Genomic DNA, 24,736 nt, shown 5'->3' with positions numbered 1-24,736 from the left:
GCATGGTCATAGCAATTCTGTTGTTCATTGTTGCCGGTCTGGCCGAAATCGGCGGCGGTTATCTGGTCTGGCTGTGGCTGCGGGAATCGCGGCCGCTTTGGTACGGGGTGGCAGGAGCGCTGATTCTGGTTGCCTATGGCATCATTCCGACCCTGCAGAAATTTCCTTCCTTCGGCAGAGTGTATGCGGCCTATGGCGGTGTATTCATTGTGCTGGCTGTGCTGTGGGGCTGGCTTGTGGATAAAAAAACGCCGGATCTCTACGACTGGATCGGAGCCGGCATTTGTGTAATCGGCGTGTCGGTGATTCTGTGGGCGCCAAGATCGTGAGCAGCAAAGCGGCAGACTCTTTGGCTCCGCTGCCGCTGCGGTTTTCCGCCGCAATTGTATCCTCAGGGTGCTGGACAGCGGCTTGACTGATGCAACTACAAAAAACGGGTGCCGTCCTTCATCAGGAACGGCACCCGTTTTTGCTTGAGCAGCGTATTCGCGCCGGTTAAATCTTGAACTGCTGCACAGCCTTCTGCAGCTTCACAGCCTGCTCATACAGATGCTCTACAGTCCGGGCATGGACTTCCAGTTCCTGACGCTGGCGTGAGGAGTTGCCGGTAAGCGTATCTGCATTCTCCTGCGACTTCGCAGTAATCTGGGCGGTTTCTTCCACTGAGGCGCTGACCTCCTCGGTTCCGGCCGAGATTTGCTGTGTAGCAGCGGATACGGACTGAATGCTGTGATTGATGCTCTGAATAAGCACAAGCAGATGACCAAAGGCATTTCCGGCTTCCGCCGCTTTATCGACTCCCGAAGCAACCTCCGAGTTCACGTGGTTCATCTCTTCGACCGAGCGGTTCATGTCCTCCTGCAGGCTAAGCAGGAATTCACGGATCTGCTCATTGGATTCCTTGGATTGCTCGGACAGCTTGCGGACCTCTCCGGCAACTACAGCGAAGCCGCGGCCATGCTCACCGGCGCGTGCCGCTTCGATGGAAGCGTTAAGCGAGAGCATTTGAATCTGCTTCGTAATTTCTGTGATTCCCTGAACAACCTCACCGATTTGCAGGGAGCGTTCATTCATAATCCGGAACTGCTCCACTGATTTCACTGAAGCTTGCTGCACCTGGCGCATTTGATCTACAGCGCTTTGCGCAATTTCATTGCCGCCGCTAGCTTCTTCGGAGGCTTCACTGATCTGCTCGGTGACTTCTCCAGCCGCCGAAGCGATATGCTGGATGCCGATGTTGATTTCATCCATTGCCCGGGAATTATCCTGGGCACTGTTGGCAATGGAGGTGCTGCCTCTGCCGATTTCCACAACCGATAAGGTGGACTGCTCGGCCATCTCGTTCAGAATATCGGTACGCTCCTTCAGATCATTGGAATCCGCAACCACGACGCTGGAGGTATCCAGAACATGGCTGATCATTTCCTTAAGCCGCTGGCTCATGGTCCGGAAGCTCTCTGCGAGCTGTCCGACTTCGTCACTGCCCTTGATCTCAAGCTGCTGGGTGAAATCGCCTTCGGCCAGCTTGTTGCTGTAAGCTGCGAGCTGTGTAAGCGGGCGGGTAATCCTGCGGCTCATCAGCATGGCTGCGCTCAGACCCACCACCAGCACGAGCACTGTAATTCCGGCACTGGTCCAGAGAATGCTTTTCATTTTATCTTCGACAAAACCGACATCCGAACTAACTCCGATGACCATCGTTGAGCCGGGAACTCCAACATACGCGGTCTTATGTACGCCATGACTGTCATTATAAATTTCGCTCAAACCGGCCCTGCCCTTGGAGGCTTGCACCATGGCAGGCTGTGCTTCAATGCTCTCGTCGGCCTTGAGCTGTGCTCCTTGATCTGCGGCAAGCACGGTAGCTTTGCCTTCCTGCAGATTAATGAGGAAGATTGTCTCTACATCATGCTGTTTTCTTTTATCCTGAAAATAGGATTCGAGCGTGGTTCTTGACTGTTCGTTTTTGCCCAGCGTCTGCTGGGCGCGCGTCGCATTCATATTTTTATAGATATCCTGGGCTGCGGCAGTCAGAATCTTGTTGATCTGCGGCATTACGTAGCTGTTGATCGTATTGACGGAGATGAAATAAAAGCTGGTACTCAGTAAAGTAGACGACAGCAACAGAACGACGAACAGCAAAAGCGTAAATTTACGGCTGATTGATTTCTTGAATTGAAGCATATCATTCTCTCCTTTATCATTGAATGCATTCTCCCATGCCAGTGCTTATATGCCAGGCAAGCAGCAATATACTCCAAGGGTGTAGGTCATATATCAAGCTATTGTTCCGGGAATGTGACTGATAACTATTCTATAGAATTAACCCCCGGTTGAATAGTGAAAATTTAATTAATAGCGCAGAATTTTCAGAAAAAAATGAAGAATTGACGAATACTTTACCTGTTTTGCGAAAAAATAAGATCATGTCATATATTCTTGAAAATTGAAATTTTCATAGCATGTTAGCTTCTCTTGTGGTAGAGTAGTAATGTTTTGGTCCAAACACCTGAACGCCGCGGTTCGTAACCATCCCGCGTAAACAAAACTAGGGGGATTGTGAAATACATGTTCAATTTGCTTTGGGGTATTTTATTTGTTGTGGTCAATTTTGGTTTCTATTTGCTCTGCTACCGGCTGTTCGGTAAAAAAGGGCTGTACGCCTGGGTCGGCGTTGCAACGGTTATCGCCAACATTCAGGTAGCCAAAACAATCGCCCTGCCGTTGGATATCGTTATGACACTGGGCAATACGATGTACGTCACGCTGTATATGACCAGTGATTTGCTGAATGAGAAATACGGGCGTGCAGAGGCGCGGAATGCGGTATGGTTTGGTTTTTTCACTCTGCTGATGACTACAGTGATCATGCAGATGGTGCTGAAGTTCGAGCCGCAGGAAACGGATATCGCCCAATCCTCGCTGCAGACCATTTTCGGTCTGATGCCTCGGCTTGCGCTGGGCAGCCTTACCGCTTATTTTGTCAGCCAGTTTCTCGACGTACGTCTGTACGCCTGGATTCGGGGTTACTATGGAAGTCCGCGCCAGATGTGGATTCGCTCCAATGGCAGCACGATGGTCAGCTCTTTTGTGGATACGCTGATTTTCTGCACCATTGCGTTTGCCGGAACCTACGATTTGCGGGTATGGACGGAGATTCTGCTGACCACCTATATCGTGAAATTCCTCTTGACCGGGGCCGCAACGCCGATTCTGTATCTGGCCCGCTCCTTCCGGTTTGCGGAGGATGAACAGAAGGCTCAGCAAGCTTCGGATCATCATAGCGTTACACCTATGTAAAAACACACAAAAAGCAGCAGTCCGCCCCGGCAGGGGCAGGCTGCTGCTTTTTGTGTGTGATACAGACAAGTTATAAAGGCAAAGGCAGCTTATGTAAAACTGTCGGTTACTTAGCCCCGCCTATAAATGCAATACCGTCAGCTCTTTCGGAAAGCTTGTCAGCGTCTGCGGGCCTTCAGCCGTAATGAATACGTCATCTTCGATACGCACTCCGCCGAGATTCGGCACATAAATTCCCGGCTCTATGGTAAATACATTGCCGTTCTCGATGATGTCCTCATTCAACCCGTGAAGAGAAGGGTACTCATGCGTGTCCATGCCAAGGCCGTGTCCGACCCGGTGCATGAAATAAGCGCCGTAGCCGGCAGCTTCAATAACTTCCCGCGCTGCGCGGTCTACAGAGCCGAACGTTGCCCCCGCCCGGGAAGCGGCAATGCCGGCTTCATTGGCAGCAAGTACCGTATGGTAGATTTCGGCCAGCTTGGGGTCCGCTTCTTCTACGGCGAAGGTGCGGGTAATGTCGGAGGCATAACCTGCGGCATATACGCCCAGATCGAACATCAGGAAATCTCCCGGCTGGATAATGCGGTCACCCGGCACACCGTGCGGCAGGGCAGTTTTCGGACCGGAGAGCACCATAGTGTCGAAGGAGGGGCCGGCGGCTCCGACCTTTTTCATCAGATATTCCAGCTCGGCGACCAGCTCGATTTCGGTTACCCCAGCTTTGACATGCGTAAGCCCGCGGCGGAGAACCTCCTCCACCAGCTCGGCGGCATGCTTCATCCGGCTGACTTCTTCTGGTGTCTTCTTGGCGCGCATGGCCCGCAGCAGATGGCCGATATCATTGAAGCTCTCTGCAGGAACCGCCGCCGCCAGTTGCTCGTAGCGGCTCACGGAGAAATGCTCCTTCTCAATGCCAATCGTTCCCGGCTTCGTGCCGCCGAAACAAGCTTTTAGCAGCTCGTAAGGATTGTCCGTATCGCTGTGCGTCAGAATCTTGGTTACCTCTGAGGCGGCATGTGCCGCTTCAGCGTCCAGCGCCGGAACAATCAATACCGGCTCCTCGCCGCGAATCAGCAGCAGTCCCAGAAAACGCTCATGCGGATTGCTGGCGAACCCGGTCAAATAATACACATGCTTCGGATCGGTGACGAGCAGCGCATCCAGGCCCCCGCCCGCCATTCCTTGCTCCAAGGTGGATAAAGCTTCATTCATTTCAGTAATTCCCCTTTCGGATTCACGTTACAAAGCAACGTTTTCATTATAGATCATAACCCGGCAGGGTGCACGTACAGGCAGCGGGAAGCTGCCGGTTGGGCTCTGCCCTCCGATGCTGCTGAATCTGACCTGCGTACAATTTAGATAAAATCATGCACTTATTTGCATGTTTATGAAGTCCTACAACTGAAGTCCTACCTTTATTCTGGGGATACTGGCGAATTGTAACAAAATATCTTTTTTTACGATAAAATATGAGATTTTATTACAGGAATTGATTGACATCAACTAGGTCCTTGGGTAGGATTCCACTATGTCTATCTAAATTTGACAATTCTGCTGGGGGAAAAGTCATGGGTAGAATAATACTATCATGAGGAAAAGGAGACAGCTATGTATTCAAAAAGGTTGAGAAGTACAGTTTCGTTATTGCTGGTTTTCATGTTGTCCTTTATGGGTGTGCTGGAGGTATCGGCGGCATCCTTGAAAGCGGGGGTGGTGTCCTCCGAGAAGACGCTGGACGGTAATCAAAAGATCTCCGTGAACAGTGTGCTGGATGTTACCTATGGAGATTATAAGACACTTAATTCAGTAAAGTTCTCACTTCTTAAGGATGGGAATGAAGTAGCCAGTCAGACGAAGTGGAAAAACCAGGCAGAACGTCTGACTGCGGCAGATTCAGTGTACTCGGTTTATTATTCCAACATGTCTTTTGAGGGGCTGAAAGCAGGGGAAGAATACACTTTGCAGGCAGAGTATCAGGGACAGACGGGGAAGGTTGTTACAGATCCCCAGAGCATTAAAGTTCCTGCTTCAACAAAAATTCAAGTTGTCGTAGAACGTATAGCAAAAGATTCGGATACATACGTGGAAGCCGCTGCCGGGGAAGTCCGCAGTGATGATAAGAGCATTAGAGTCTCGTTCTTAAGCAATGGGGTGCCGCTGGCAAACGAGAGAATTGAAGTACGGGCGTATGCTAAATATTATAATAGCTTTGTCACCGATACATCGGGTCAGATTGAACTGGTCGGCAAAGCGAATTTCCCATTGGTTGATTCTGTACTGATCCTTTCCGTCAAGTCAGGAACGGATAACTATGAAGTCACGCCTCTGTATATTACGGACAAGCAGCAGGCAGGGACGTATACAGCAGCTATCCGTTACCTTGATAAGGAAGGTAATCTGATGCGCCAGAGCTATGACAATATGAGCTCGCCAAATGGCATTGTTCAAAGAATTGGTGTGTCTGGACTGGATGTTCTGGTGCTAAAAACAGCCGGAGTGTCGGGCGATTACAAAACACTTATTAAAGCTGTGAACAATGAATCATATATGTTCCATACGAGCCAATCGGCGCTTTATTCCGCTGTAGACGGAAGCCATCTTGCTATTATCCAGAATGGCAGTGATTACAGCCGCCTGAACCTTCAGTACTCTTGGGATGGATCGCCTTTAGAGGTGAAATCTATTTCTATTACCACAAATAATCACTATAAACAGCACAGCAGCTCAAATATTTTCCAGGACATAGCTGCAAATGTTATCTACGTTAAGAAAGGCCTGGAATATGATATCGCTGCCGTTGCAGCCATTCCTGGGACTAGCGGCAGGGTTGTTTTGCATCATCAAGTAAAGCCGGATGAATCGGTTAATACCATAGAATATGCAGCCAAGTCTGAGGACTTTAGTGCACTGAAGCTTCAGGTGCCGGATCGCGGACAAGGTCAAGGGCAGGTAAAGGTATCCTTTTTAAATAACAAATTGAACTACAACCAGGCCAGCGTATCTGTGCCGTCGGCAGATTCTACCTTGTACGTTCACAAAGGGGAAGAAATTCACCGCCTGACCGCGACAACAACAGTCGGAAATGCGGGCAACAGCAGCTACACGAATCAGGTTGTTCTGAAATCCTTCTTCACCCCGACAGACAATGAGTATTCCCTTAAGGCTGGAAGCAGCTACAATTCGCAGATTATTCTGAAAGTGCTGGGCTCCAATTATTATGCTCAGGATGAAATCCGCAACCAGATCGTTCTGGGCGAGAATGTGGAATTGCGCGTGGTTATGTCCGACGAGAATCAGAATGCTGTTGATTTGAACGGCAACTACAGACTTCAGATTCTGGATGCAGACGGAGCTATCGTTGAAGAGAACTCGCTGTATTGGACAACTGAAGAAAAGGATGGCCTCCTCAAACGCGTCGACAAACGGGAATGGAAACCTGCGAAGTCTGGAGACTATAAAGTCCAATTCCTCCCTTACGTCTATCAGACTGGCGGATATGTGAAGGGCGAGGTTCTTGCTGAAGCCGAGCTGCGGGTTTTACCGAAGCAAGAGCTGGAAGTGGAAATCCGCGATAAAGCCGGTAAGCTGGTTGACTTGGTGAACAAACCTTATCTAACAGTTGATCAGGCCGGAAAGATTACCTTCACCGTACGTGAACATACAACTGGGGCTGTAGGCAAAGCTCTGCCGGGCGTGAAAATTACACGTTATGGCAAAGAAGTGGGAGTGACCGATGCGGAGGGGCAGTTCACGCTCCCGGCCAGCGAAAGCTCCTATCTCGGAGAATTTCTCTTCGAAAAATCCGACTACCTGTCCAAAACAGTATCGGTTGCCGTTATTGATCCAAAATTGCAATCTGTAATACGGGTCCGCGGGCTGGATAAGCCGGAAGGAGAGTATGCCGGCGGGGTGCCGCTGGATTACGCCTACGTGCAGGCTAGAATCAAGAAAAGCGACGGCACTACTATTGATCAATCCCAGTATATCAACATTGACGATCAGCAGGCTTTTCTGATTGTAGAAGCACCTTCGGTTGTCGGTGTAGACTTCATGCGTTATAACCGCAGCAACATGGGAGTTGAATCCAAATACGGATACTACATGTACGGTTCCGTGCAAACAGCGCCGGGCAAGGAATATTCACTGGTGCTTGATGCAAGAAATGCTCTCCAAGAGGTAAGCAAAGTCAATCTTACAGAGTATATGGAGGAGTTATCTCTTATCCGTAAAGGCTTGTCCGGCGTGGATTATGTTCCTTACGTAATTGACAGTAACAAAAGTGACGAGAACTATTTCTACGCTACTGAGGGCACCTACAGCGTATTGGCCCATACGAACGGAGACACTTTTATTTATCGTGATAATGTAGTGGTTGCCGCAGGGGATAATACTTGGATCTATAATGATTCCGCTAGCGATCTGGCTACGGTGGTTGCACCGGAATCAGGAAGCATCTACACTGTGGATTACATTACAGCAGATCAATCGAAGCTTAGAGGTTATGCTTACGATGCAACACAGGTTCAGTTGACGCCTGGCGAAGTTATTGTGAATTTGGACCAGATGATCGGCAGCCTGGAATACCAATATAATATCCGCTTAACAGGAAATACGCTTACAGCAGGAACATTCACCGAGCTGAGTCCCGGTGCAATTGCCGGACTGGATATCGTTGGGCTGAAGAATGGAAAATTGGTCCGCAGCAGCTCCTACAACTGGCTGAAGGTTGGATTGGTTGATACAGCAGGCAATGCAATCGGCCAACTGTCCAAACCAAGAATCCTGGTTACCAGCTATGGTTCATCCAGCGGTCATACCACGATTAATCCGGAGGCCGGTTCTTACATCATTGAAGATGAAGCGGGGAACAAGCTGTATGAAGGAAGCTCATTAAGCTATCCAATGAATGCCTCCGTAATGTTGAAGGACGGAAGTTATGTAATTAAAGCAAACATTACTATCAATGGACAGAGTTATACCCTGAACAAGAAATTCGTATTGGAAACGAAAGAGGGTACAGTAGTAGATCCGGGAACCACTCCTCCGGGTGAAGATTTGGATCATGGCGGAAGTACACCTGGAAACGGAACGAATCCCGGAAACGGAACGAACCCAGGCAGCGGCAGCGATGGCCCGGGCAGCGGTACAGTTACGGCTCCAACACCAACCCCGGCGCCGAATGCAAGCGTAAATGAACAGAACACCAAGCTTCAGGATTTGGTGAAGAGTACAGCCGGAACACCGGCAGAACGGGCGGCGGCAGCTCAGAGCGCACTGAGCAGCATTGCTAATTCGCTCAAATCCGTAACAACGCCTCAAGAAGCTGAGAAGAACAGCAAGAGCCTGTCCCAAGCCTTGGACAGCGCCGCCCAATTGCTCGCAACCATTCAAGATCCGGCTGAGAAGCAGAAGATCGTCAGCTCCATCAATGAGCTTGTAGGCAGTGCTCCTTATGTGCTGAATCATCTGGACAGCGGCGAGAAGGCCGTTGCCTTTGCACAGACGCTGATACAGAATGCGGCAGCAGTGTTGAACAACGCACAGGGCGTCGCTGCGGCGGATATCCAGCAAATCAAGAATGGTGTGGTGTCATCCAGCCAGGCAGCCCTGAACAAAGCGGGCGAAGTAACGATTGCCAAGGAAAATGTGAGCGTAGAAGGGAACTCCGTCTCCTCGCAATTGACAGAAGATTTGGTCAGCAAACAGATTGAAGCCTCCAAGAAAGCTCTGGCTGCTGTATCGGAGGAGCTGACCTCCAAGCTCGGTGCGGGTCTGGCCAGTGAACTCAAAGTTTCCTTGACTGTAGAGATTCCTCCGGTCGGTGCAGGCGTGAACAAGCTGAACACCTCGCTCCCATCGGAGATTCTGACAATGATCCAAAACAATGGCGTCGATGGACTCAAGCTGCAGATGGGTAAAACGGCATTTACCATTGAGCCGGACACATTCGGCCCTGTGGAAGCCGGGCAGAAGATTACTCTTGCGGCGGAAGTAGTAGAGAATGCCGTGATCGGCAAGCCAAGCCAGGCGGAGCCGCTGGCTACTCTGCCGGTGATGGAATTCAGTGCAACGGTAGGAGATAAAGCCGTTAAAAGCTTCGAGAAACCAATCAACGTGACCTTCGATGTCTCCGCAATTGATACATCGAAATACACAGCAGCGAATCTTGAGAATCTCACGGTTTATGTGCTGAATGAGACAAGCCTGACCTGGGAAGCGGTTGGCGGCAAATATGATCCGGTTACCCAGACCGTGAGTGCGCCGCGAGGACACTTCAGCCGTTATACTGTAATGCTCGGAACAGGAACCTTCACGGATGTAGCGCAGAACCACTGGGCTGTGAAGGAAATCAACTACCTGTTGACCAAAGGGATTGTAGATCAAACCGGGAAGTTTAATCCTTCGGACAAGGTAACCCGTGCACAGTTTGCTGCCTGGATTTCCAGAGCCTACGGTCTGGATGGCTCGGGACTGACCCTGCCATTCAAAGATATCGCGGCTGGGAGCTCCGGCTACAATGAAATTGCCGCTGCGTATGCAGCAGGAATTATCACAGGCAAATCCGCTTCGGTTTTCGACCCTGCGGCTACAATTACCCGTCAGGAGATTGCCACGATGCTGGCACGCGCCCTTACTCTCTATAACGGAGCGAAGAACGTTGCCGATCCCGGGAACGTGAACGCAGCCTTCACCGATGGCGGTAAAATTGCCAAGTGGGCAGCAGCAGGCGTTGCTTTGACCAAGAGCACGAAGCTGTTTGGAGGTTTTGAGGACGGTACGTTCCGTCCGGCACAAACGGCAACCAAAGCAGAAGCAGCCGCTCTGATCTACAGACTGTATCAACTGAAGTAAAATTAACTGTTTCATAACCCCGGAGGGCTGGCCTGACCGTAGATATCATTCTATGGCAGGCCAGCCTTTTGTGTCCGGCAGTCCTGCAGGCTTTTCATAATCCCCTGTAATGATGTACTCTATAATCATATGACTACGGGCAGGATCAACATGTAAGCAGGGGGAATACAGCATGGTGTGGCAAGATTACAGTATAGAAGATGCGGCAGCCGGGGATTTGGCGGCTATAGTGGATATTTATAACTCGACGGTAGCCGGACGGATGGTGACTGCCGATCTGGAGCCGGTGAGCGTCGAGGACAGAGAGAAGTGGTTCCAGGAGCATAACAGCCATCACAGGCCGCTGTGGGTACTCAAAAAAGACGGCGAAATCGCCGCCTGGTTCAGCTTTCAGTCCTTTTACGGCCGACCGGCCTATAACGGCACCGCCGAGATCAGTGTCTATGTAAGTGAAAAATTCCGCGGCACAGGGGCAGGAAGGCTGCTGCTGACCAAAGCGCTTGCAGAATGCCCGCGCCTTGGACTGCAGAATCTGGTGGGTTTTGTATTTGGCCATAATGAGCCAAGTCTGTTGCTGCTGCGGAAGTTTGGTTTTGAAGAGTGGGGCTGTTTACCGGGCGTTGCCGAAATGGATGGGGTGCTGCGTGATCTGGTGATTGTTGGCCGCAAGCTTTAATGTGTGCGGAGGATACTCCGGGACAGTGACAGATCACTGGCCTTGCTTATGTTGGGGAGACGGCTCAGGCTGGCAGTCTTCCTCCGTAATCCATGAATCCGACCACATCTGCAGGTCACGGATGACCGATTCCAGCGCGCGGCCTTTATCCGTTAAGGAATATTGTATTCTTACAGGTGTCTCGGGAAATACCTCGCGGTGGACAATGCCCTCCTGTTCGAGTTCCTTGAGCCGCTCGGAGAGCAGTCTGCCGCTGACCGGGAGCGCGGCTTCGATGACGCTGAACCGCTGGGGTCCCTGGAGAAGCTGATAGATGATTAAGCCCGTCCAGCGCCGGCCGATGATATCCATGCTTTTTTGTAACCGTGGACACAAATCTGTAGATTTCATAAGGCTCACCTCTTACAGATCATTATAAACGAAAAGGCTCTGCACTAAAACAAATTTGAAATATATAAGCTGAAGTCCAAACATTCTCCGCAGTTACGACTAATGCCCAAAATATTAAAAGAACTATATAAATTGAACTTGAAAAATCAACAAAAAGGCAGGAGTGACGGAGGAGAAGTTTGGAACTGTAGGAGCGGTAGCAGCCCGAAGTCCAAACATTCTCCGCAGTTACGACTAATGCCCGAAATATAAAAAAGAACTATATAAATTGAACTTGAAAAATCAACAAAAAGGCTGGAGTGACGGAGGGGAAGTTTGGAACTGTAGGAGCGCTAGCGTCCGCCTTTGTATTCAGATGTTATCCGCTTAAGCGGTATAATAAAAAACATCTGAATACAACAGCGGCCGGAAGTCCAAACATTCTCCGTAGTTACGATTAGAGCCGATTTTCCGATTTTATCATTTGATTTATATAGATCCCCCACCCCCGAAAGGATGATTAACAGTGGCTAAAAAGAAAAAAACAACCCCTGCGCCGCGCCCGGCGGCTGCGGATGCTCCGGCAACCTTGAAGGATCTGCTGAGCAGCGATGTGCTGGATAAGCTGAAGGCGCAGTCCGATGCGCTGAAGGCTGAAGAGAACGGCAAAAAAGAGGCCGCCAGAAAGGCGGCAGAGGACCAGCGCAAGGCGGAGCAGAAACGTCTGGACAATGATTTTGCCCATTTGCTGGAGAACAGCAGCCAGGATTGGCACAAATTTAAATAATTGCTTTTCCATTAAAAGGGTTGACATAAAGCAGGAACGCCGTTTATTATTGGATTTATCGAAATTAGAAGGGAGGCCGATGGGTCATGATTGGAAATTTACAGCTTACAACCGCATATGGAAGATCTGATCTGATCGGCCCCGTCCGGGAAACATGATGTGCACCGACCTGTTCTGTTGAAGCTTAACAGTATGGGTATGCCCGCGTGATGAATACTGGCTTGAGGCTGGTTTTTAGAACACGCTTAGCAAGGTTAGGAGCCGTGGATCAGATCATGATCTGCGGCTTTTTTGCGTGCAAATTTTATTCACTCCACACATTTACAATTTACACTTAGAAGGGAATTGAACAACAGTTATGAATATGCAGCACACGGGCGATTATGAGGCCCGCTATAAACATGAGCTTGCCCTGCCGGGCGGCGATCTGAAGGTTTACGCCAGTGAGCAGTTGTTTGCTTCGCTGGATTATAAAGTACTGGAGATGGCCAACAACAATCTGCAAATCCCGAATATCGAATACATGAGCTACACCCCGGATGTGCATGTTGGCGTCGGAACCTGCATCGGCACTACGGCGGTGTGGGATGCCGCTGACGGCTATGTGTCTCCGTCCATCGTTGGCAGCGATATTGGCTGCGGCATGCGCGTGCATCTGACCACGCTCCACAAGGACGATCTCCGCGAGGTGAAGCTGCGCCGGAAGCTGGTGCGGGCCATCGAGAGATACCTGCCGATGGAGCAGCAGCAGCGCGGGCACTACAGCGATATCCGGCTGGAGAACATCGTCCGCAAGGGGCTGCACGGACTGCCGAACAAATATGTGCCGGACAGCTATACGCCGAAGAAGTCGAGCGCTCTGTCACATGTTGAGATCAGCAGGCTTAATTTTGATGAGGACATTCTCAATGAGCTTCCGGAAATGGCCTGGCACCGGGGGCACCGGCAGCTTGGAACGCTGGGCGGAGGCAATCACTTCGTGGAGATTCAGGCGATTGAAGTCGCCGAGGAGCAGCAGGAACTGGCGGCAGCCTGGGGGCTGCACGACGGGCAGGTTGCCGTGATGATTCATTCCGGCTCCCGGGCCTGGGGAGGCATGATCAACCAGTTCTGCACACCGGCCTTTGCAAAGGTGATGGGCCAGCTCGGGCTGGGCAGCGCCGATCCGCGCCTGATCTATGCGCCGCTTGCACATCCGCAGGCGCAGCGTTATGTTAATCTGATGTACTCCGCGCTGAATTATGCGGTGGTGAACCGCCATCTGATCGCGTATGCGGTCCGCGAAGGTTTCCGTGATGTGTTCGGACCGAAATGCGAGATGCGTACGCTCTACGATTTGATGCACAATTATGCCTGGATGGAGCAGACTGCTTCCGGGGCCAAGTTCGTGCACCGCAAAGGAGCAACGCGTGCGCTGCCCGCCGGACATCCTGACAATCCGCGCCCCTATGCCGCTACCGGACATCCGGCGCTGATTCCAGGCTCAATGGGCACTGCCTCGTACATTATGGTCGGCCAGCCCGGCGGGGAAGAGAATTATTATTCCATCTGTCATGGTGCGGGCCGCATCCGCTCACGCTCAGCCACGAAACGGCTGGTGAGCGTCAATGATTTTTCCAAATCGCTTAAGGTAGGCAAAGAGGATGAGATCGTTGTCAACCAGCATTCTCTGGAAGCCATCATTGACGAATCGCCTCAAGCCTATAAGAATGTAGATGAGATCATAGAAAGCGTTACGGGGGCGGGGCTTGCTGCCGTTGTGGCCAAATGCAAGCCGCTCGCAGCGATAAAGGGGACCAAGTAACTATGGAGAAGGAGTACAAGAAACAGACTGTCATTTACGAATACGACGAGAACACAACCGGTATGATCAAAGGCTATGATGCCTACGCACGTCTGGTGAACGGAATTCTTGAAGCTTTGTACACCCGTTACGGCGTCCGTTATGAGCTGTATGCCAGTGATGATCCCAACAGTGAATATTGGAAGCTGCTGCAGGACGATGTGCAGAGCGGGCATTCCGGTGTAGAGCATGTGGCACGGATTTTTGATCTCCTGGAGGACCGGACGTTTGTGTATGAGGATGACAAGGAGCAGCCGGAATACAGCATCCACCTGTCGATCCGCAACAACGTGCTGGCCTATCCTGAGATGGGCGTGGCCCTGGCGCGTGTCCCGGTATTTCAGGAGAATGGAATCAACTTTCAGGACTATGTATTTGCCGCCTCCGACGGGCAGCTTCAGGGTTTTCTGGGCAATGTGCGCAAGCGGCAGCGGGAGCAGAATATCAACAAGGTGACGGTCTTTACAGACAGGCGCAACGGGATTTACCGTGAGGATGAGCCGATTACACGTTCTGTCGGACGCGAGGATGTGGTGCTGGTGCCAGCCATCAAAAAGGAAATTTACCGCTCGCTCGACCAATTTTTCGATTCAGACCGCAGCTTCTATGTTACCTATGATATTCCCTACAAAAGAGGGATTCTGCTCTACGGGCATCCGGGCAACGGCAAGACCACACTGGTTAAATCCATTGCCGGCAGTGTTCCTGGGCCTGTAGTTTATTGGCAGATTACCGAATATACGAACAGCGAATCGGTGAACGAGGTGTTTGAAGCCGCCGCAAGGCTGGCGCCGATGGTGCTGGTCATCGAGGATATCGACTCCATGCCGCAGGAGGTCAGATCCTTTTTCCTGAATACGCTGGACGGGGCTACCTCCAAGGAAGGGATTTTTCTGATCGGCACGACCAACTATCCGGACAAAATAGACCCTGGTCTCATGAACCGCGCCGGACGTTTCGACCGGGCCTATGAGATTAAAATGCCGGACGAGGAGCTGCGGCTGGAGTACCTGAAGCTGCGGGGCTTCTCCGCTTTTGCCGGTGAAGAGGGTGTTGTTACAGCGGCGCGTCTAACCGCAGACTTCTCCTTGACACAGCTCGGCGAGCTGTATGTCAGCGCGGCGCTGGAATGGCATGAGAACGGCCGGGCCGATGTCGAGGCGCTTGTGCGCGGCATGCGCGGCGAGCTGGACAAAGGGCGCAAGCGGGAATGGATGAAGGAGGCTTCATCCACGATTGGATTTTATTGATTGCTGCAGGTAAGCGGAGTATATAAGGGGAGCTGGCCGGCTCCCCTTGTTGCATTTCCAATCCCTCATTGAGCGCCTCACTTGCTTCTCCCCCATGCACATCGTACAATTAGCTAACAATCAATATTCTCAGGTATGCGATAAATATTCATGATTTTACGGGTTAGGAGCTGAAGCAGATGAAGGTAGGAGTAGTATCGGATACGCACCTCTCCAGCAGTGCCAAAGGGCTGCCATCCGTGCTTATTGAGGAATTCCGCAAGGTGGATAAGATTTTGCATCTGGGCGATTGGGTGTCTCTGGAGATTTATGACCTGCTGGCGGAGCTTGCTCCGGTGGAGGGAATTGCCGGCAATAATGACGGCGCGGAGATTATCCGGCGGCTTGGGGAGCGCAAGATTATTACGCTGGAAGGCGTGCGCATCGGGATGATTCATGGGCATGCGCCGTACTCCCGCAAGGGAACTGACGGAAATGCACTGCTCGCTTTTGAAGGTGAGGATGTGGATTGCATTCTGTTCGGCCACTCCCATCAGCCGCTGATGCGCAAGGAGAACGGCATTCTGCTGTTCAATCCCGGCTCTCCTACGGACAAGCGGCGGGAGAAGCAATATTCCTTCGGTCTGATGGATATTGAAGAGGGTAAGATCAGCGCCCGTCATGTGTTCTATGATTCCAGGGAATAGGAGCGTTCATGTGAATACAAGCAATAATAAGCTGGCGGTATTTTGGGATTTGGATGATACGCTGTACGATCATTTGGTGCCGTTCCGGGAAGCTGTCCGCGAAGTGCTGCAGCCCGACGAGAGCATGCTGAATTATGCGGATCTGTTCTACAAGGTAAGGTATCACAGTGATTTGCTCTGGCCGCAGTATTTGCGGGGAGAGCTGGCGCTGGAGGAGACGCGGGTGCTGCGGCTGGAGCTGGCTTTTGCCGAATACGGGCTGAAGCTGAACCGCGAGCAGGCGGCAAAAGTCCAGGCGTCGTACATTGGCCGTCAATACAGCATTGAAATGATTGAGGGTGTGGCCGAGCAGCTTAAGCGTTTCATCTCTCTGGGGCATAAGGTAGGCATCATTACGAACGGCCCGCAGGAGCATCAGATGAACAAGCTGCGCGGACTTGGCATAGATAAGCTGATTCCTGAGGAGATGATCTTCATCTCGGACGCCGTAGGGCTGGCGAAGCCGGACCCGGCAATCTTTGCCCATGTGAATAAGGTAACCGGAACAACAGCGGAGCAGTCAATTTATGTCGGGGATACGTGGGACAATGATGTAGTTGGTGCGCTTGCGGCAGGCTGGAGGGTAATCTGGTATAACCCCCGCGGCCGGCAGCCGGGAACGGATCATCAGCCGAGTTATATTTTCACGAACTACCGGGAATTCAGTGAACTTCCTATAATTTAATCTTATGTGCGGCAAAAAGAACGGCGGAGCTTAGGCTCCGCCGTTCTTTTAGTGCTCTACAGGTTAAAATATAAGAAATTATATGTTTCACGCTTCCCGGCAGTATTATTTAGTTAGCAAAAGTGTACGTAGGATCGGTAAGCTGCAGTCTGTCCCGAATTCCTGAGGTGGCATAAATCTTGTTGTCGTCGGTAATAAAGAAGGCATCGACCTTCTCCGGCAGGGATTCAATGTATTTCATGCCGTCTTCGAGGCCCATCAGGAACACGCCGGTAGACAGGGCATCCGCATCCGTTGCGTTAGGACTCATAATCGTAATGCTTTTCAGCCCGTTCTGGGAAGGAAAACCTGTGCGCGGATCAAGAATGTGGTGATAACGCACCCCGTCCTGCATGAAGAAACGTTCGTACACGCCGGAAGCGTCGATGACCTCACCCGAAATCTTGATCGTTCCAAGCTGGGTGCCGCGGCTCTGGTCAGGGTCCTGCAGGCCGATGTTCCACGGCGAGCCGTTAGGCTTATTGCCAAGCGCAATAATGCTGCTGCCCCCAAGGTTAATCATCGCACTGTCCAGTCCCTGCTCCTTCAAATAATCCGCAATGCGGTCAGCCGCATATCCCTTGCCGATCCCGCCCATATCCAGCACCATGCCTGCTTTGGCCAGCTTGACCGTCTTCGCTTTGTCATCCACAATAACATCCTTATAATTGGTCAGGGCTTTGACTTTGTCGATTTCCGCCTGGGGAGGAACATGATCTCCACCGCTGCCGATATTCCAGAGGTCCACGAGAGGTCCGATTGTCGGATCGAACAGCCCATCCATTTCCGCCGCGTATTTCAGCGATTGCTTGACAATATCCAGCGTTTCGTCAGAGACAGCCACGGCTTCTTTACCGGCAGCCTGGTTTACAGCATACAGTTCTCCGTCCTGCTTGGTGCGGCTAAATTCTTTATCCATTCGCTCCAGCATTTGCTGGATGTGATCCATATTTTTTTGCGTCGCCTTCTCGCCGAATACCTTGATATTCACTATTGTGTCATAGATATAAAAGGTCTGCTCCAGGGATTTCGTTCCCCCGTCTGTTGATACCTTTGCGCCGCTGGCGGTTTCAGCCGGACTGCTGCTGCTGTTGTTCTTATTGCTGCTGCAGGCTGTGACCGCAAGAGCGCTGACAAGAACGAGAGTGAGCAGGATAAGCGCCGATTTTTTGTTCTTAAACATGTTCCACCATCCATAAAGTTAGTTTCTTGATCACATCCTTCTTATCATAACCCAGACAAGCTGGTAATGGATACTTAATTCATGACATTTTGGCATAAGTCCTCTATACGCTTTGTATAAGCTCCGCATAAGTTCCATGATTTAAGTAAAAATTTAATTAAAATGTTTGTCATATCTCCGCAGACGTGGTAAATTGATTTATGACCGAGTGACCAAAAATAAAATTTAGTCAATTTTAACTGTCAGAAAGGAGAATGAAGCATGTCCATTGACCGCAAATCGTTAATTCTGCAGGCGGCGACGCAGTCCTTTGTACAGTTCGGCTATAAAGCTACAACGATGGATCAGGTATCCAAGATCGCAAATGTGGGCAAAGGCACGATTTATACCTTTTTCAAAAACAAGGATGAGCTGTTCGCCGAAATTCTGGACAAGGCTTCCCAGGAGCTGACTTCGGTCATGAGTCGTCTGGCGGCGGAAGATCACACGTTTATCCAGAAGCTCTTCAATCTGCTGGACTCCATCCTGGAATTCCGTTCTGATCATGAACTATTCATCAAGCTGGCTCAGGAGGTGCGGGATATCGGTACGGTCCAGGCGCTGGAAGGGGTCAAGCGGATGGAGAAATATGCGCTGGATTTCCTGCGGCAGCAGATCGAGCTGGCAATCAGCCGGGGAGAAGCGAAACCTTGTGATCCAAGTGTCGCTGCGTTTATGATTCTTCGTCTGTATCTGGCGCTGACCACGGAATGGAACAAAGAGCACGAGCCGCTGGACAAAAGCCGCATTAAGGAGCATATGATTCTGTTTATTTCTAATGGTATTCTCGCATAGAATCCTAGCGTTCCAGCCTGTGAGGGCTATTTTTTTCCAATCATAATGATTGGTTGTGAAAAAATTTTCATAAATTTGCAAAATGTAATAAGAGTCGAAGCGACGGAGGGGAAGTTTGGAACTCCCCAAATATAAAAGGTGTGTGGGCAATAAGAGCGATTAATGTGTTTGTGCAGGATTTGAAAATGCTCGTGAGCAAACCGATGCTGTTGCTCACTTTACTCGGCGTAGCGGCGTTGCCGATGCTGTACAGCGGTTTTCTCGTGGAAGGCTCCTGGGACCCTTACGGAAATACCGGCAAGCTGCCTGTTGCTGTTGTTAATCTGGACCAAGGTGCCAAATATGAAGGCAAAGCTATGGAAGTGGGCAAGGATTTCGTGAAGGAGCTGAAGGGCAACAGCGATTTCAAGTGGGATTTTGTCAATGCGGCGGAAGCCAAGGATGGCATGGCTCATAACCGCTATTATATGACGATTACGATTCCGGCGAATTTCTCCAAAAATGCCACAACGCTGACCGAGGAGCACCCGGTGCAGGCTGAGATTGTCTTCGAGCCGAACAGCGACTACAACTTTGTAGCCGGTCAGATCGGCAGCAGTGCGATGAACAAGCTGAAGGCGAAGCTGTCCACACAAATTACGGCGGCGTATACCCGCAGCATGTTCGAGCAGGTGGATACGATCTCTGAAGGCCTTGGCGATGCGGGCAGCGGGGCAACGAAGCTGAGTGACGGAGCAGGCAAGCTGAACGAAGGTCTGTCTACGCTGAAAAGCAACCTGAACAAGCTTGCCGGCGGTACCACTGAGCTGAAAAGCGGACTGAAGCTGCTGCACAATGGAGCGGGCAGCCTGAATCAGGGTTCAGGGACAGTAACGCAGGGAGCAACAGACCTGGCAAGCGGTTTAAGCAAGCTGTCCAAGGCGGGGCAGCAGCTCCAGGACGGCGCTGTGAAGTCGCAGAGCGGCGCAGCGCAGCTTGAGCAGGGCTTGCAGTCCTCGAAGGCGGGCAGCAGCCAGCTTAAGGAGGGACTAACGGCTTCCGAGGCGGCCAGCGGTCAGTTGGCCACCGGTGCAGAGCAGGTGGCCAAAGGGCTGGAGCAGATGATGGCGGCGACCCCCGGACTGGAGAATGAGCAGTTCAAGCAATTGCTGGCGGCAAGCCAGCAGGTTGCCGCAGGCAGCCAGCAACTGCATGCCGGACAGGAGCAATTGCTGGCTGGCAGCACGAAGCTGGACCAGGGACAGCAGCAATTGGCTCTAGGCGCCGCGCAGCTATCGGATGGCGGCGAGAAGCTGGCCGCAGGGCTGACGGCCTTCGGCCAGAAGCTGAGCGATGCCGCTGCGGGCGGCAGCAAGCTGGCAACTGGAGCAGCGGCACTGAACAGCGGTGCCGGGAAGCTGGAGCAAGGGCTGAGCAAGCTGGCCGGAGGTGTGGACGGTCTGTCGCAAGGGGCAGGCAAGCTCACGGATGGCGCAGGTGAACTGAAAGACGGTGCGGACAAGCTGACCAGCGGCAGCAGCGAATTGGCGCAGAAGCTGACCGATGCCGCAGCCACAACCTCTGAGGTGAAATCGGGCGACGACACAGTGAATATGTTCGCCGAGCCGGTGAAGCTGACGGAGAAAACCGATTATAAGCTGGATCACTACGGGCGCGGGATTGCGCCGTACTTCCTGTCGCTTGCACTATTTATGGGCGCACTCGTCTTTACGACTGTGTTCTCCTTGCGTGAATCCAGTGTGCCGGGGGCAACGCCGATGGGCAGATTTGTCAGCCGGACACTGACTTTTGTGCTGGTGAGTGTCCTTCAATCTGTACTGGCCGATATCATATTATTGTATGGTCTTAAGCTGGAGGTGCAGAGTGTACCGCTCTTCTATGCATTCACTCTGCTTGTCAGCTTCACTTTCACGATGATTGTTCAGGCACTGGTGACCTGGCTGGATAACCCGGGACGTTTCCTGGCAATTGTGCTGATGATCTTCCAACTGACCTCAAGTGCGGGCACGTTCCCGCTGGAGCTACTGCCGCAATGGATGCAGAAGGTGAATCCTTGGCTGCCAATGACGCACAGCATCGTCGGTTATAAAGCGATTGTCGCCAGCGGCGACTACGCGTTGATGAGGCAGCAAATTGTTTATTTGCTTAGTTATGCAGTGGTCTTCCTGGCACTGACTGCACTGTATTTCCTGCGTCAGACCAAACGCACGGCTAGCGTAACCCAAGAGGTAACGGCATAATTTTATACTTCATATGCAGGAGCCCGGTTATACAAGTAAAACCCGCTTCCCCTTCTGGGGAGCGGGTTTTTGGCTTGTCACACCGTAACACGGCAAGGTTAGTCCAGCATAAACTCACGGTATTTGTTCTTGCGGGGATTCAGCACAAAGAGGATGCCGCTGACGTAGCCCGAGACTGCATTGAAGTTGCGCTTAAGTGTGGCTTTGCCTGTTAGATAGGTCAGCGTCCACAGCAGGGCGGCGTAATTCTTCACCGGTGCTTTGCGCAAATTCAGCAGATAATAATGATTGACCGCAGTTGCCCGCGCCACCCGGCCCGCCTTGTCGCGCGAGCTTGGAGATTCATGGTGGGTAATCTTCATATCGGGATTGATGACGAGCTTGCCGTATTTGCTGGCCAAATGGCACATATAAATATCGTCAGCCACCGCATAGCTCGTCATCCACGGGTAAGGCTTCATATCCTTCAGTGCGGAAGCCCGGAAAGACATATTGCAGCCATGAAAGAAATCCGTTTCGAACGTATTCTCCGTCTCGCTCCAGAGCAAATAGGAGCCTGCCAGTGTGCTGGCTGACAGCCTGCCGGGGGAACCCGACATTTGAAAGGTCAGTCTTCCGAGCCATTTGCCGGATCTGCTGCTGGCAAGGCCTCTGGCAATGCCGCCAACACCGACAATAGACTTGTCCTCAGCGTAGGTGTCTAGCATCCGGCGGATATACAGCGGATCATCCAGCTCGGCGTCATCGTCAAAGGTGAGCAGAATGTCTCCGTCAATAAGTCCCAGCGCTTCATAGCGGGAGAGCCAGACACCGGGTTTGGTTTTACGGTAATACCGCAGCTCTGCCTGTGGCATCTGTGCCAGCACCCTGCGGAAATAATCCAGGACATTATTCTCAATGTCACCGTCGTCAACAATCAGCAGCTCAATTGAGACATCTTCCAGTTCCGTCTGTCTGCCGATAGACTCAATGCACAGCTTAAGATCCTTGATCCGGTTGCGGGTGGGAATTACGATAGAGACATCATGCATGCCTGCTGACTCCTTCCGGGACGCCCCAAGCGTCCGCTTAACGGGAATATAATGCACCGAAAGTTCTTGTTGCTCTAAGTTTACCCCCTCCTCAGGTAGGCCGTATATACCACTTTCGTTTACTTTTTTTTATAGCGTTTGCGATTATAATGATTAGGAAATTAGTTGCATTTGATTTTAAGTAATATGAACTATTTTAACAAAACTTTAAGCCTATGCTTCCTGGGTCAGTTTTTTATCGAAGCTGATACAGAAAGTAGATGCTAAAAAACTTTAAGGAGGAGACGTTATGCATGTCGGGATCTTTATGCATACCAATTACTTTGAAGATTTCTTCGTAAAAGGGCTGGGTCTCAGTGAAGAGGAATATGTAAGCTCGTATCATAATGATTTCTCATTTGACTATGCGCGTCTCTTACATACAAAAGGTATCCGCACCACCATCTATAATTTCACCCGGTCCGGCAATGAGGTCCGCACCTACCAGCATGGAATTGTAGACTGTACAATAAAATTTATTCCTGTGGGGAAACTATACAAATCGTATTGCCTTATCCCGCTATCCCACCGCACACCCGTTGGCAAATTTATCTCCCAATATGTATCCACCATCCAGAAGAACTTAGGTGAGATTCTGCGCGCGGATGGCATCAGCCTGATCTATGCCCAGGAGTATGCCTCCGGCCGTTTTGAACGGCTGGCTTCAACCGCCAAGCAATTGAACATCCCTATTATTGCCGCATATCATGGAGGCAGCATTCATAAATGGATATTGCCGATCAAGAAGCATACGCTGCACAAGGCGGCTTTTCTTACCACCCTTAATGAGGATGAGCAGAACAGCATGGTCGGCCATTTCCCGAAGATCGCGGAGCGAATCCGGCTGCTGCCCAACTTTGTGAATTCCGGAGTGTTTTACCGGCGGGATAAGGAGCAGGCGCTGGCGGCGCTTGGCCTGGACCCGGAATACCGCTATGTCATAACCGTTGGCCGGCTGTTTGAGCACCAGAAAGGCCATTCCCTGCTGGTTCAGGCTGCTGAGCAACTGAAGCACATTCCGGGTCTAAGGATCTTGATCGCCGGCGGCGGGCCGGATGAGCAGAGTCTCAAGGCACTAATTGCGGATAAAGGTCTGGAGGATCGCATAATTCTGCTCGGTACCATCCGCGACAAGGAGATATTAGCCAGCTATTACAGCGTATCCGAGTTTTTTGTCCTGCCTTCACGTTATGAGGGCTTGCCGCTTGTTATCCTGGAAGCCGGAGCCTGTGGTCTGCCGACGGTTGCTTTTAATGTAATGGGCGTACGTGGGCTGGTGAAGCATGGGGTGAACGGTCTGCTCGCGGAAGGACTGGACCCGGCTGCGCTTGCCGCCTCAATGGATATGATGCTGGGAAATCCCGCTTTACGCGCAGAGATGGGGGAAGCCGCTTTGCAGATTGTCCGCTCCGATTATTCGGAGGAAATCATCGGGGCTAGGCTGTACAATCTGCTGCAGGAGAGCCTTGGGCTGGAGCCTTTGGCAATACCATTGATCGGAGACGGCTTCACCAAGAAGCTGAGCACCCCGCACTAGTACATCAGGCCCCACGAACAGAATCATCTCCTAACCGGAAGAGGAGGCACGCTTGCAACGGACTGAACAGCTCTTAGTTCCACTGGAAGTCCTTTTTCCGCAAGTGAACGGACTCCAGAGCCGTTATGGTCGGACCTTCATCCTACATGTACCTGCCGAAGAGGTGATAAGCGCTTTACGGTCCGTTCGCCCTGCTCAATATATCCCTTTCGGGAAAATAACGGCTTTACGGTCCATAAGGATCAGGAGGATGGATAGGACGAATCCCTCTCTCCCTGAACCCCAAAGGCTCTGTCCTAAGCCACAGCTTTAGAACTGATGCTGTACTAAGCTGCGCTTTACAGTAACCTGTTAATCAGCTCATCCAGTCTCTGAAATCTAAGGAGAATGAGACAGCTTACTCACTTAGCTTTTCGCTTGCCGCCAATTTCCTCCGATTTGTAAATGAGGGTTGGCGGCACTCTGCTTGTTCGGGGTGAATATATTTGTAATTTTCGGTTTTTAACTATATAATCGTAAGTGAGATATAAATAGTTACTTAACTTTAGGAGGTTAATCCATGAGAATAGATGTGTGGTCTGATAATGCTTGTCCGTTCTGTTATATCGGCAAAAGACGGCTGGAGAACGCGCTGAGCCAGTTCGAAGGCCGCGACAAGGTGGAGGTGGTATTCCGCAGCTTCCAGCTTGATCCGAGTGCCCCGGCGCATGCCACTCAGGATGTCCATGATATGCTGGCGGCCAAATACGGAATGACCCGTGAGAAGGCGGTTGCGATGAATGCCCAATTGACTGAGCAAGCCAAAGGGGTCGATTTGGAGTTCAACTTTGACAGCGTGCAGCATACGAACACCTTTGACAGCCATCGCCTGAGTCACTATGCGGCGGCCAAAGGCAAAGGCCCCGAGATGTCCGAACGGCTGCTGCGAGCCTATTTCACCGATGGGCATAATTTGGCCGACCACCAAGAGCTGGCTTCTATGGCTGCTGAGGTTGGGCTGGATGCGGCAGATGTAGCGGCGATGCTGGAAACAGACGCCTATGCGGATAAGGTGAGAGCCGATATTGCCCAAGGCGAGCGTCTCAATGTTACCGGCGTACCTTTCTTCGTCTTCAACAATAAATATGCCGTGTCCGGCGCACAGCCGGGTCCGGTATTCTCTGAGGTACTGGATACAGTGTGGGCAGAAGAACACAGTGCACCGGTGCTTCAGACTATCGGCCAGCCAAAAGCCAAGGCAGCAGATGCCGAGGGCTGCGATGACGGGTCCTGCAGTATCTAACCAAGCCTAATGGGCAGCCATGTCTTGTTACATGCAGCAAGCCGCTCCCCTTGAGTAGTTC

18 protein-coding genes and 1 riboswitch are annotated in these 24,736 nt (G+C 51.4%); of the genes, 13 read left to right on the top strand and 5 right to left on the bottom strand.

Translation table 11 applies throughout. From position 1 onward, the window contains the following. Window positions 1-2 precede the first annotated feature (2 nt). On the top strand, window positions 3-329 hold the full coding sequence (locus tag B212_RS0120305) for a YnfA family protein (protein ID WP_019912875.1): 327 nt from the start codon (window positions 3-5) through the stop codon (window positions 327-329). Between the two features lie 166 nt (window positions 330-495). Here B212_RS0120305 and B212_RS0120300 read toward each other — a convergent pair whose 3' ends face one another. Beyond that, a complete protein-coding gene (locus B212_RS0120300) occupies window positions 496-2,184 on the bottom strand; it encodes a methyl-accepting chemotaxis protein (RefSeq protein WP_019912874.1) in 1,689 nt (562 codons plus the stop codon). A 328-nt stretch (window positions 2,185-2,512) separates the two neighbouring features. Then, window positions 2,513-2,558, top strand: a riboswitch (PreQ1 riboswitch). A gap of 10 nt (window positions 2,559-2,568) precedes the next feature. Here B212_RS0120300 and B212_RS0120295 point away from each other — a divergent pair. Continuing rightward, entirely contained in the window at window positions 2,569-3,300 is a 732-nt protein-coding gene (locus tag B212_RS0120295) for a queuosine precursor transporter (protein ID WP_019912873.1), read from the top strand. Between the two features lie 120 nt (window positions 3,301-3,420). Here B212_RS0120295 and B212_RS0120290 read toward each other — a convergent pair whose 3' ends face one another. Next, window positions 3,421-4,515: a M24 family metallopeptidase gene (locus B212_RS0120290; RefSeq protein ID WP_019912872.1), complete on the bottom strand. Its 1,095-nt coding sequence runs from the start codon at window positions 4,513-4,515 to the stop codon at window positions 3,421-3,423. Window positions 4,516-4,911: 396 nt separating this feature from the next. Between B212_RS0120290 and B212_RS0120285 the strand changes: the two genes are divergently transcribed. Both B212_RS0120285 and B212_RS0120280 read left to right on the top strand, forming a co-directional pair. Continuing rightward, complete coding sequence (locus tag B212_RS0120285; RefSeq protein WP_019912871.1) at window positions 4,912-10,155, top strand: S-layer homology domain-containing protein; 5,244 nt, start codon at window positions 4,912-4,914, stop codon at window positions 10,153-10,155. A 172-nt stretch (window positions 10,156-10,327) separates the two neighbouring features. Further along, the gene (locus B212_RS0120280) at window positions 10,328-10,831 is read left to right on the top strand and encodes a GNAT family N-acetyltransferase (protein WP_019912870.1); all 504 of its coding nucleotides are present in this window, start codon (window positions 10,328-10,330) and stop codon (window positions 10,829-10,831) included. A gap of 33 nt (window positions 10,832-10,864) precedes the next feature. On the opposite strand, the gene B212_RS0120275 is transcribed toward B212_RS0120280, so the two are convergent. Continuing rightward, complete coding sequence (locus B212_RS0120275; protein ID WP_019912869.1) at window positions 10,865-11,221, bottom strand: winged helix-turn-helix transcriptional regulator; 357 nt, start codon at window positions 11,219-11,221, stop codon at window positions 10,865-10,867. A 505-nt stretch (window positions 11,222-11,726) separates the two neighbouring features. Between B212_RS0120275 and B212_RS0120270 the strand changes: the two genes are divergently transcribed. The 5 genes from B212_RS0120270 (at window position 11,727) to B212_RS0120250 (ending at window position 16,490) form a co-directional block, all read left to right on the top strand. Next, entirely contained in the window at window positions 11,727-11,987 is a 261-nt protein-coding gene (locus B212_RS0120270; protein ID WP_019912868.1) for a YqkE family protein, read from the top strand. Between the two features lie 358 nt (window positions 11,988-12,345). Continuing rightward, window positions 12,346-13,791, top strand: coding sequence for an RtcB family protein (locus B212_RS0120265; protein ID WP_019912867.1), 1,446 nt, complete (start codon window positions 12,346-12,348; stop codon window positions 13,789-13,791). Window positions 13,792-13,793: 2 nt separating this feature from the next. Then, window positions 13,794-15,080 carry an AAA family ATPase gene (locus B212_RS0120260; RefSeq protein ID WP_019912866.1) on the top strand — a complete coding sequence of 429 codons (1,287 nt, stop codon included), beginning with the start codon at window positions 13,794-13,796 and terminating at the stop codon, window positions 15,078-15,080. A gap of 179 nt (window positions 15,081-15,259) precedes the next feature. Beyond that, window positions 15,260-15,766, top strand: a complete 507-nt coding sequence (locus B212_RS0120255) for a metallophosphoesterase family protein (protein WP_019912863.1) — start codon at window positions 15,260-15,262, stop codon at window positions 15,764-15,766. Between the two features lie 10 nt (window positions 15,767-15,776). Continuing rightward, entirely contained in the window at window positions 15,777-16,490 is a 714-nt protein-coding gene (locus tag B212_RS0120250) for an HAD family hydrolase (protein WP_019912862.1), read from the top strand. A 109-nt stretch (window positions 16,491-16,599) separates the two neighbouring features. Here the strand turns inward: B212_RS0120250 and B212_RS0120245 are convergent, their stop codons facing one another. Beyond that, entirely contained in the window at window positions 16,600-17,712 is a 1,113-nt protein-coding gene (locus tag B212_RS0120245; RefSeq protein ID WP_019912861.1) for an FAD:protein FMN transferase, read from the bottom strand. 261 nt (window positions 17,713-17,973) lie between these two features. Between B212_RS0120245 and B212_RS0120240 the strand changes: the two genes are divergently transcribed. Further along, window positions 17,974-18,546 carry a TetR/AcrR family transcriptional regulator gene (locus B212_RS0120240; protein WP_019912860.1) on the top strand — a complete coding sequence of 191 codons (573 nt, stop codon included), beginning with the start codon at window positions 17,974-17,976 and terminating at the stop codon, window positions 18,544-18,546. Window positions 18,547-18,731: 185 nt separating this feature from the next. Continuing rightward, on the top strand, window positions 18,732-20,786 hold the full coding sequence (locus tag B212_RS0120235; protein WP_084673421.1) for a YhgE/Pip domain-containing protein: 2,055 nt from the start codon (window positions 18,732-18,734) through the stop codon (window positions 20,784-20,786). Between the two features lie 98 nt (window positions 20,787-20,884). Here the strand turns inward: B212_RS0120235 and B212_RS0120230 are convergent, their stop codons facing one another. Continuing rightward, window positions 20,885-21,817, bottom strand: coding sequence for a glycosyltransferase (locus tag B212_RS0120230; protein ID WP_028530952.1), 933 nt, complete (start codon window positions 21,815-21,817; stop codon window positions 20,885-20,887). Window positions 21,818-22,106: 289 nt separating this feature from the next. On the opposite strand from B212_RS0120230, the gene B212_RS0120225 reads away from it, so the two are divergent. Together B212_RS0120225 and B212_RS0120220 are read left to right on the top strand one after the other, a co-directional pair. Further along, a complete protein-coding gene (locus B212_RS0120225) occupies window positions 22,107-23,393 on the top strand; it encodes a glycosyltransferase family 4 protein (protein ID WP_019912857.1) in 1,287 nt (428 codons plus the stop codon). 559 nt (window positions 23,394-23,952) lie between these two features. Continuing rightward, on the top strand, window positions 23,953-24,675 hold the full coding sequence (locus tag B212_RS0120220) for a DsbA family oxidoreductase (protein WP_019912856.1): 723 nt from the start codon (window positions 23,953-23,955) through the stop codon (window positions 24,673-24,675). The last annotated feature ends 61 nt before the right edge of the window (window positions 24,676-24,736 follow it).

It is taken from the genome of Paenibacillus sp. HW567, from assembly GCF_000374185.1.
In the GTDB taxonomy this organism is placed as follows: Bacteria; Bacillota; Bacilli; order Paenibacillales; family Paenibacillaceae; genus Paenibacillus_AQ.
This window is presented reverse-complemented; position numbering and strand designations above follow the sequence as displayed.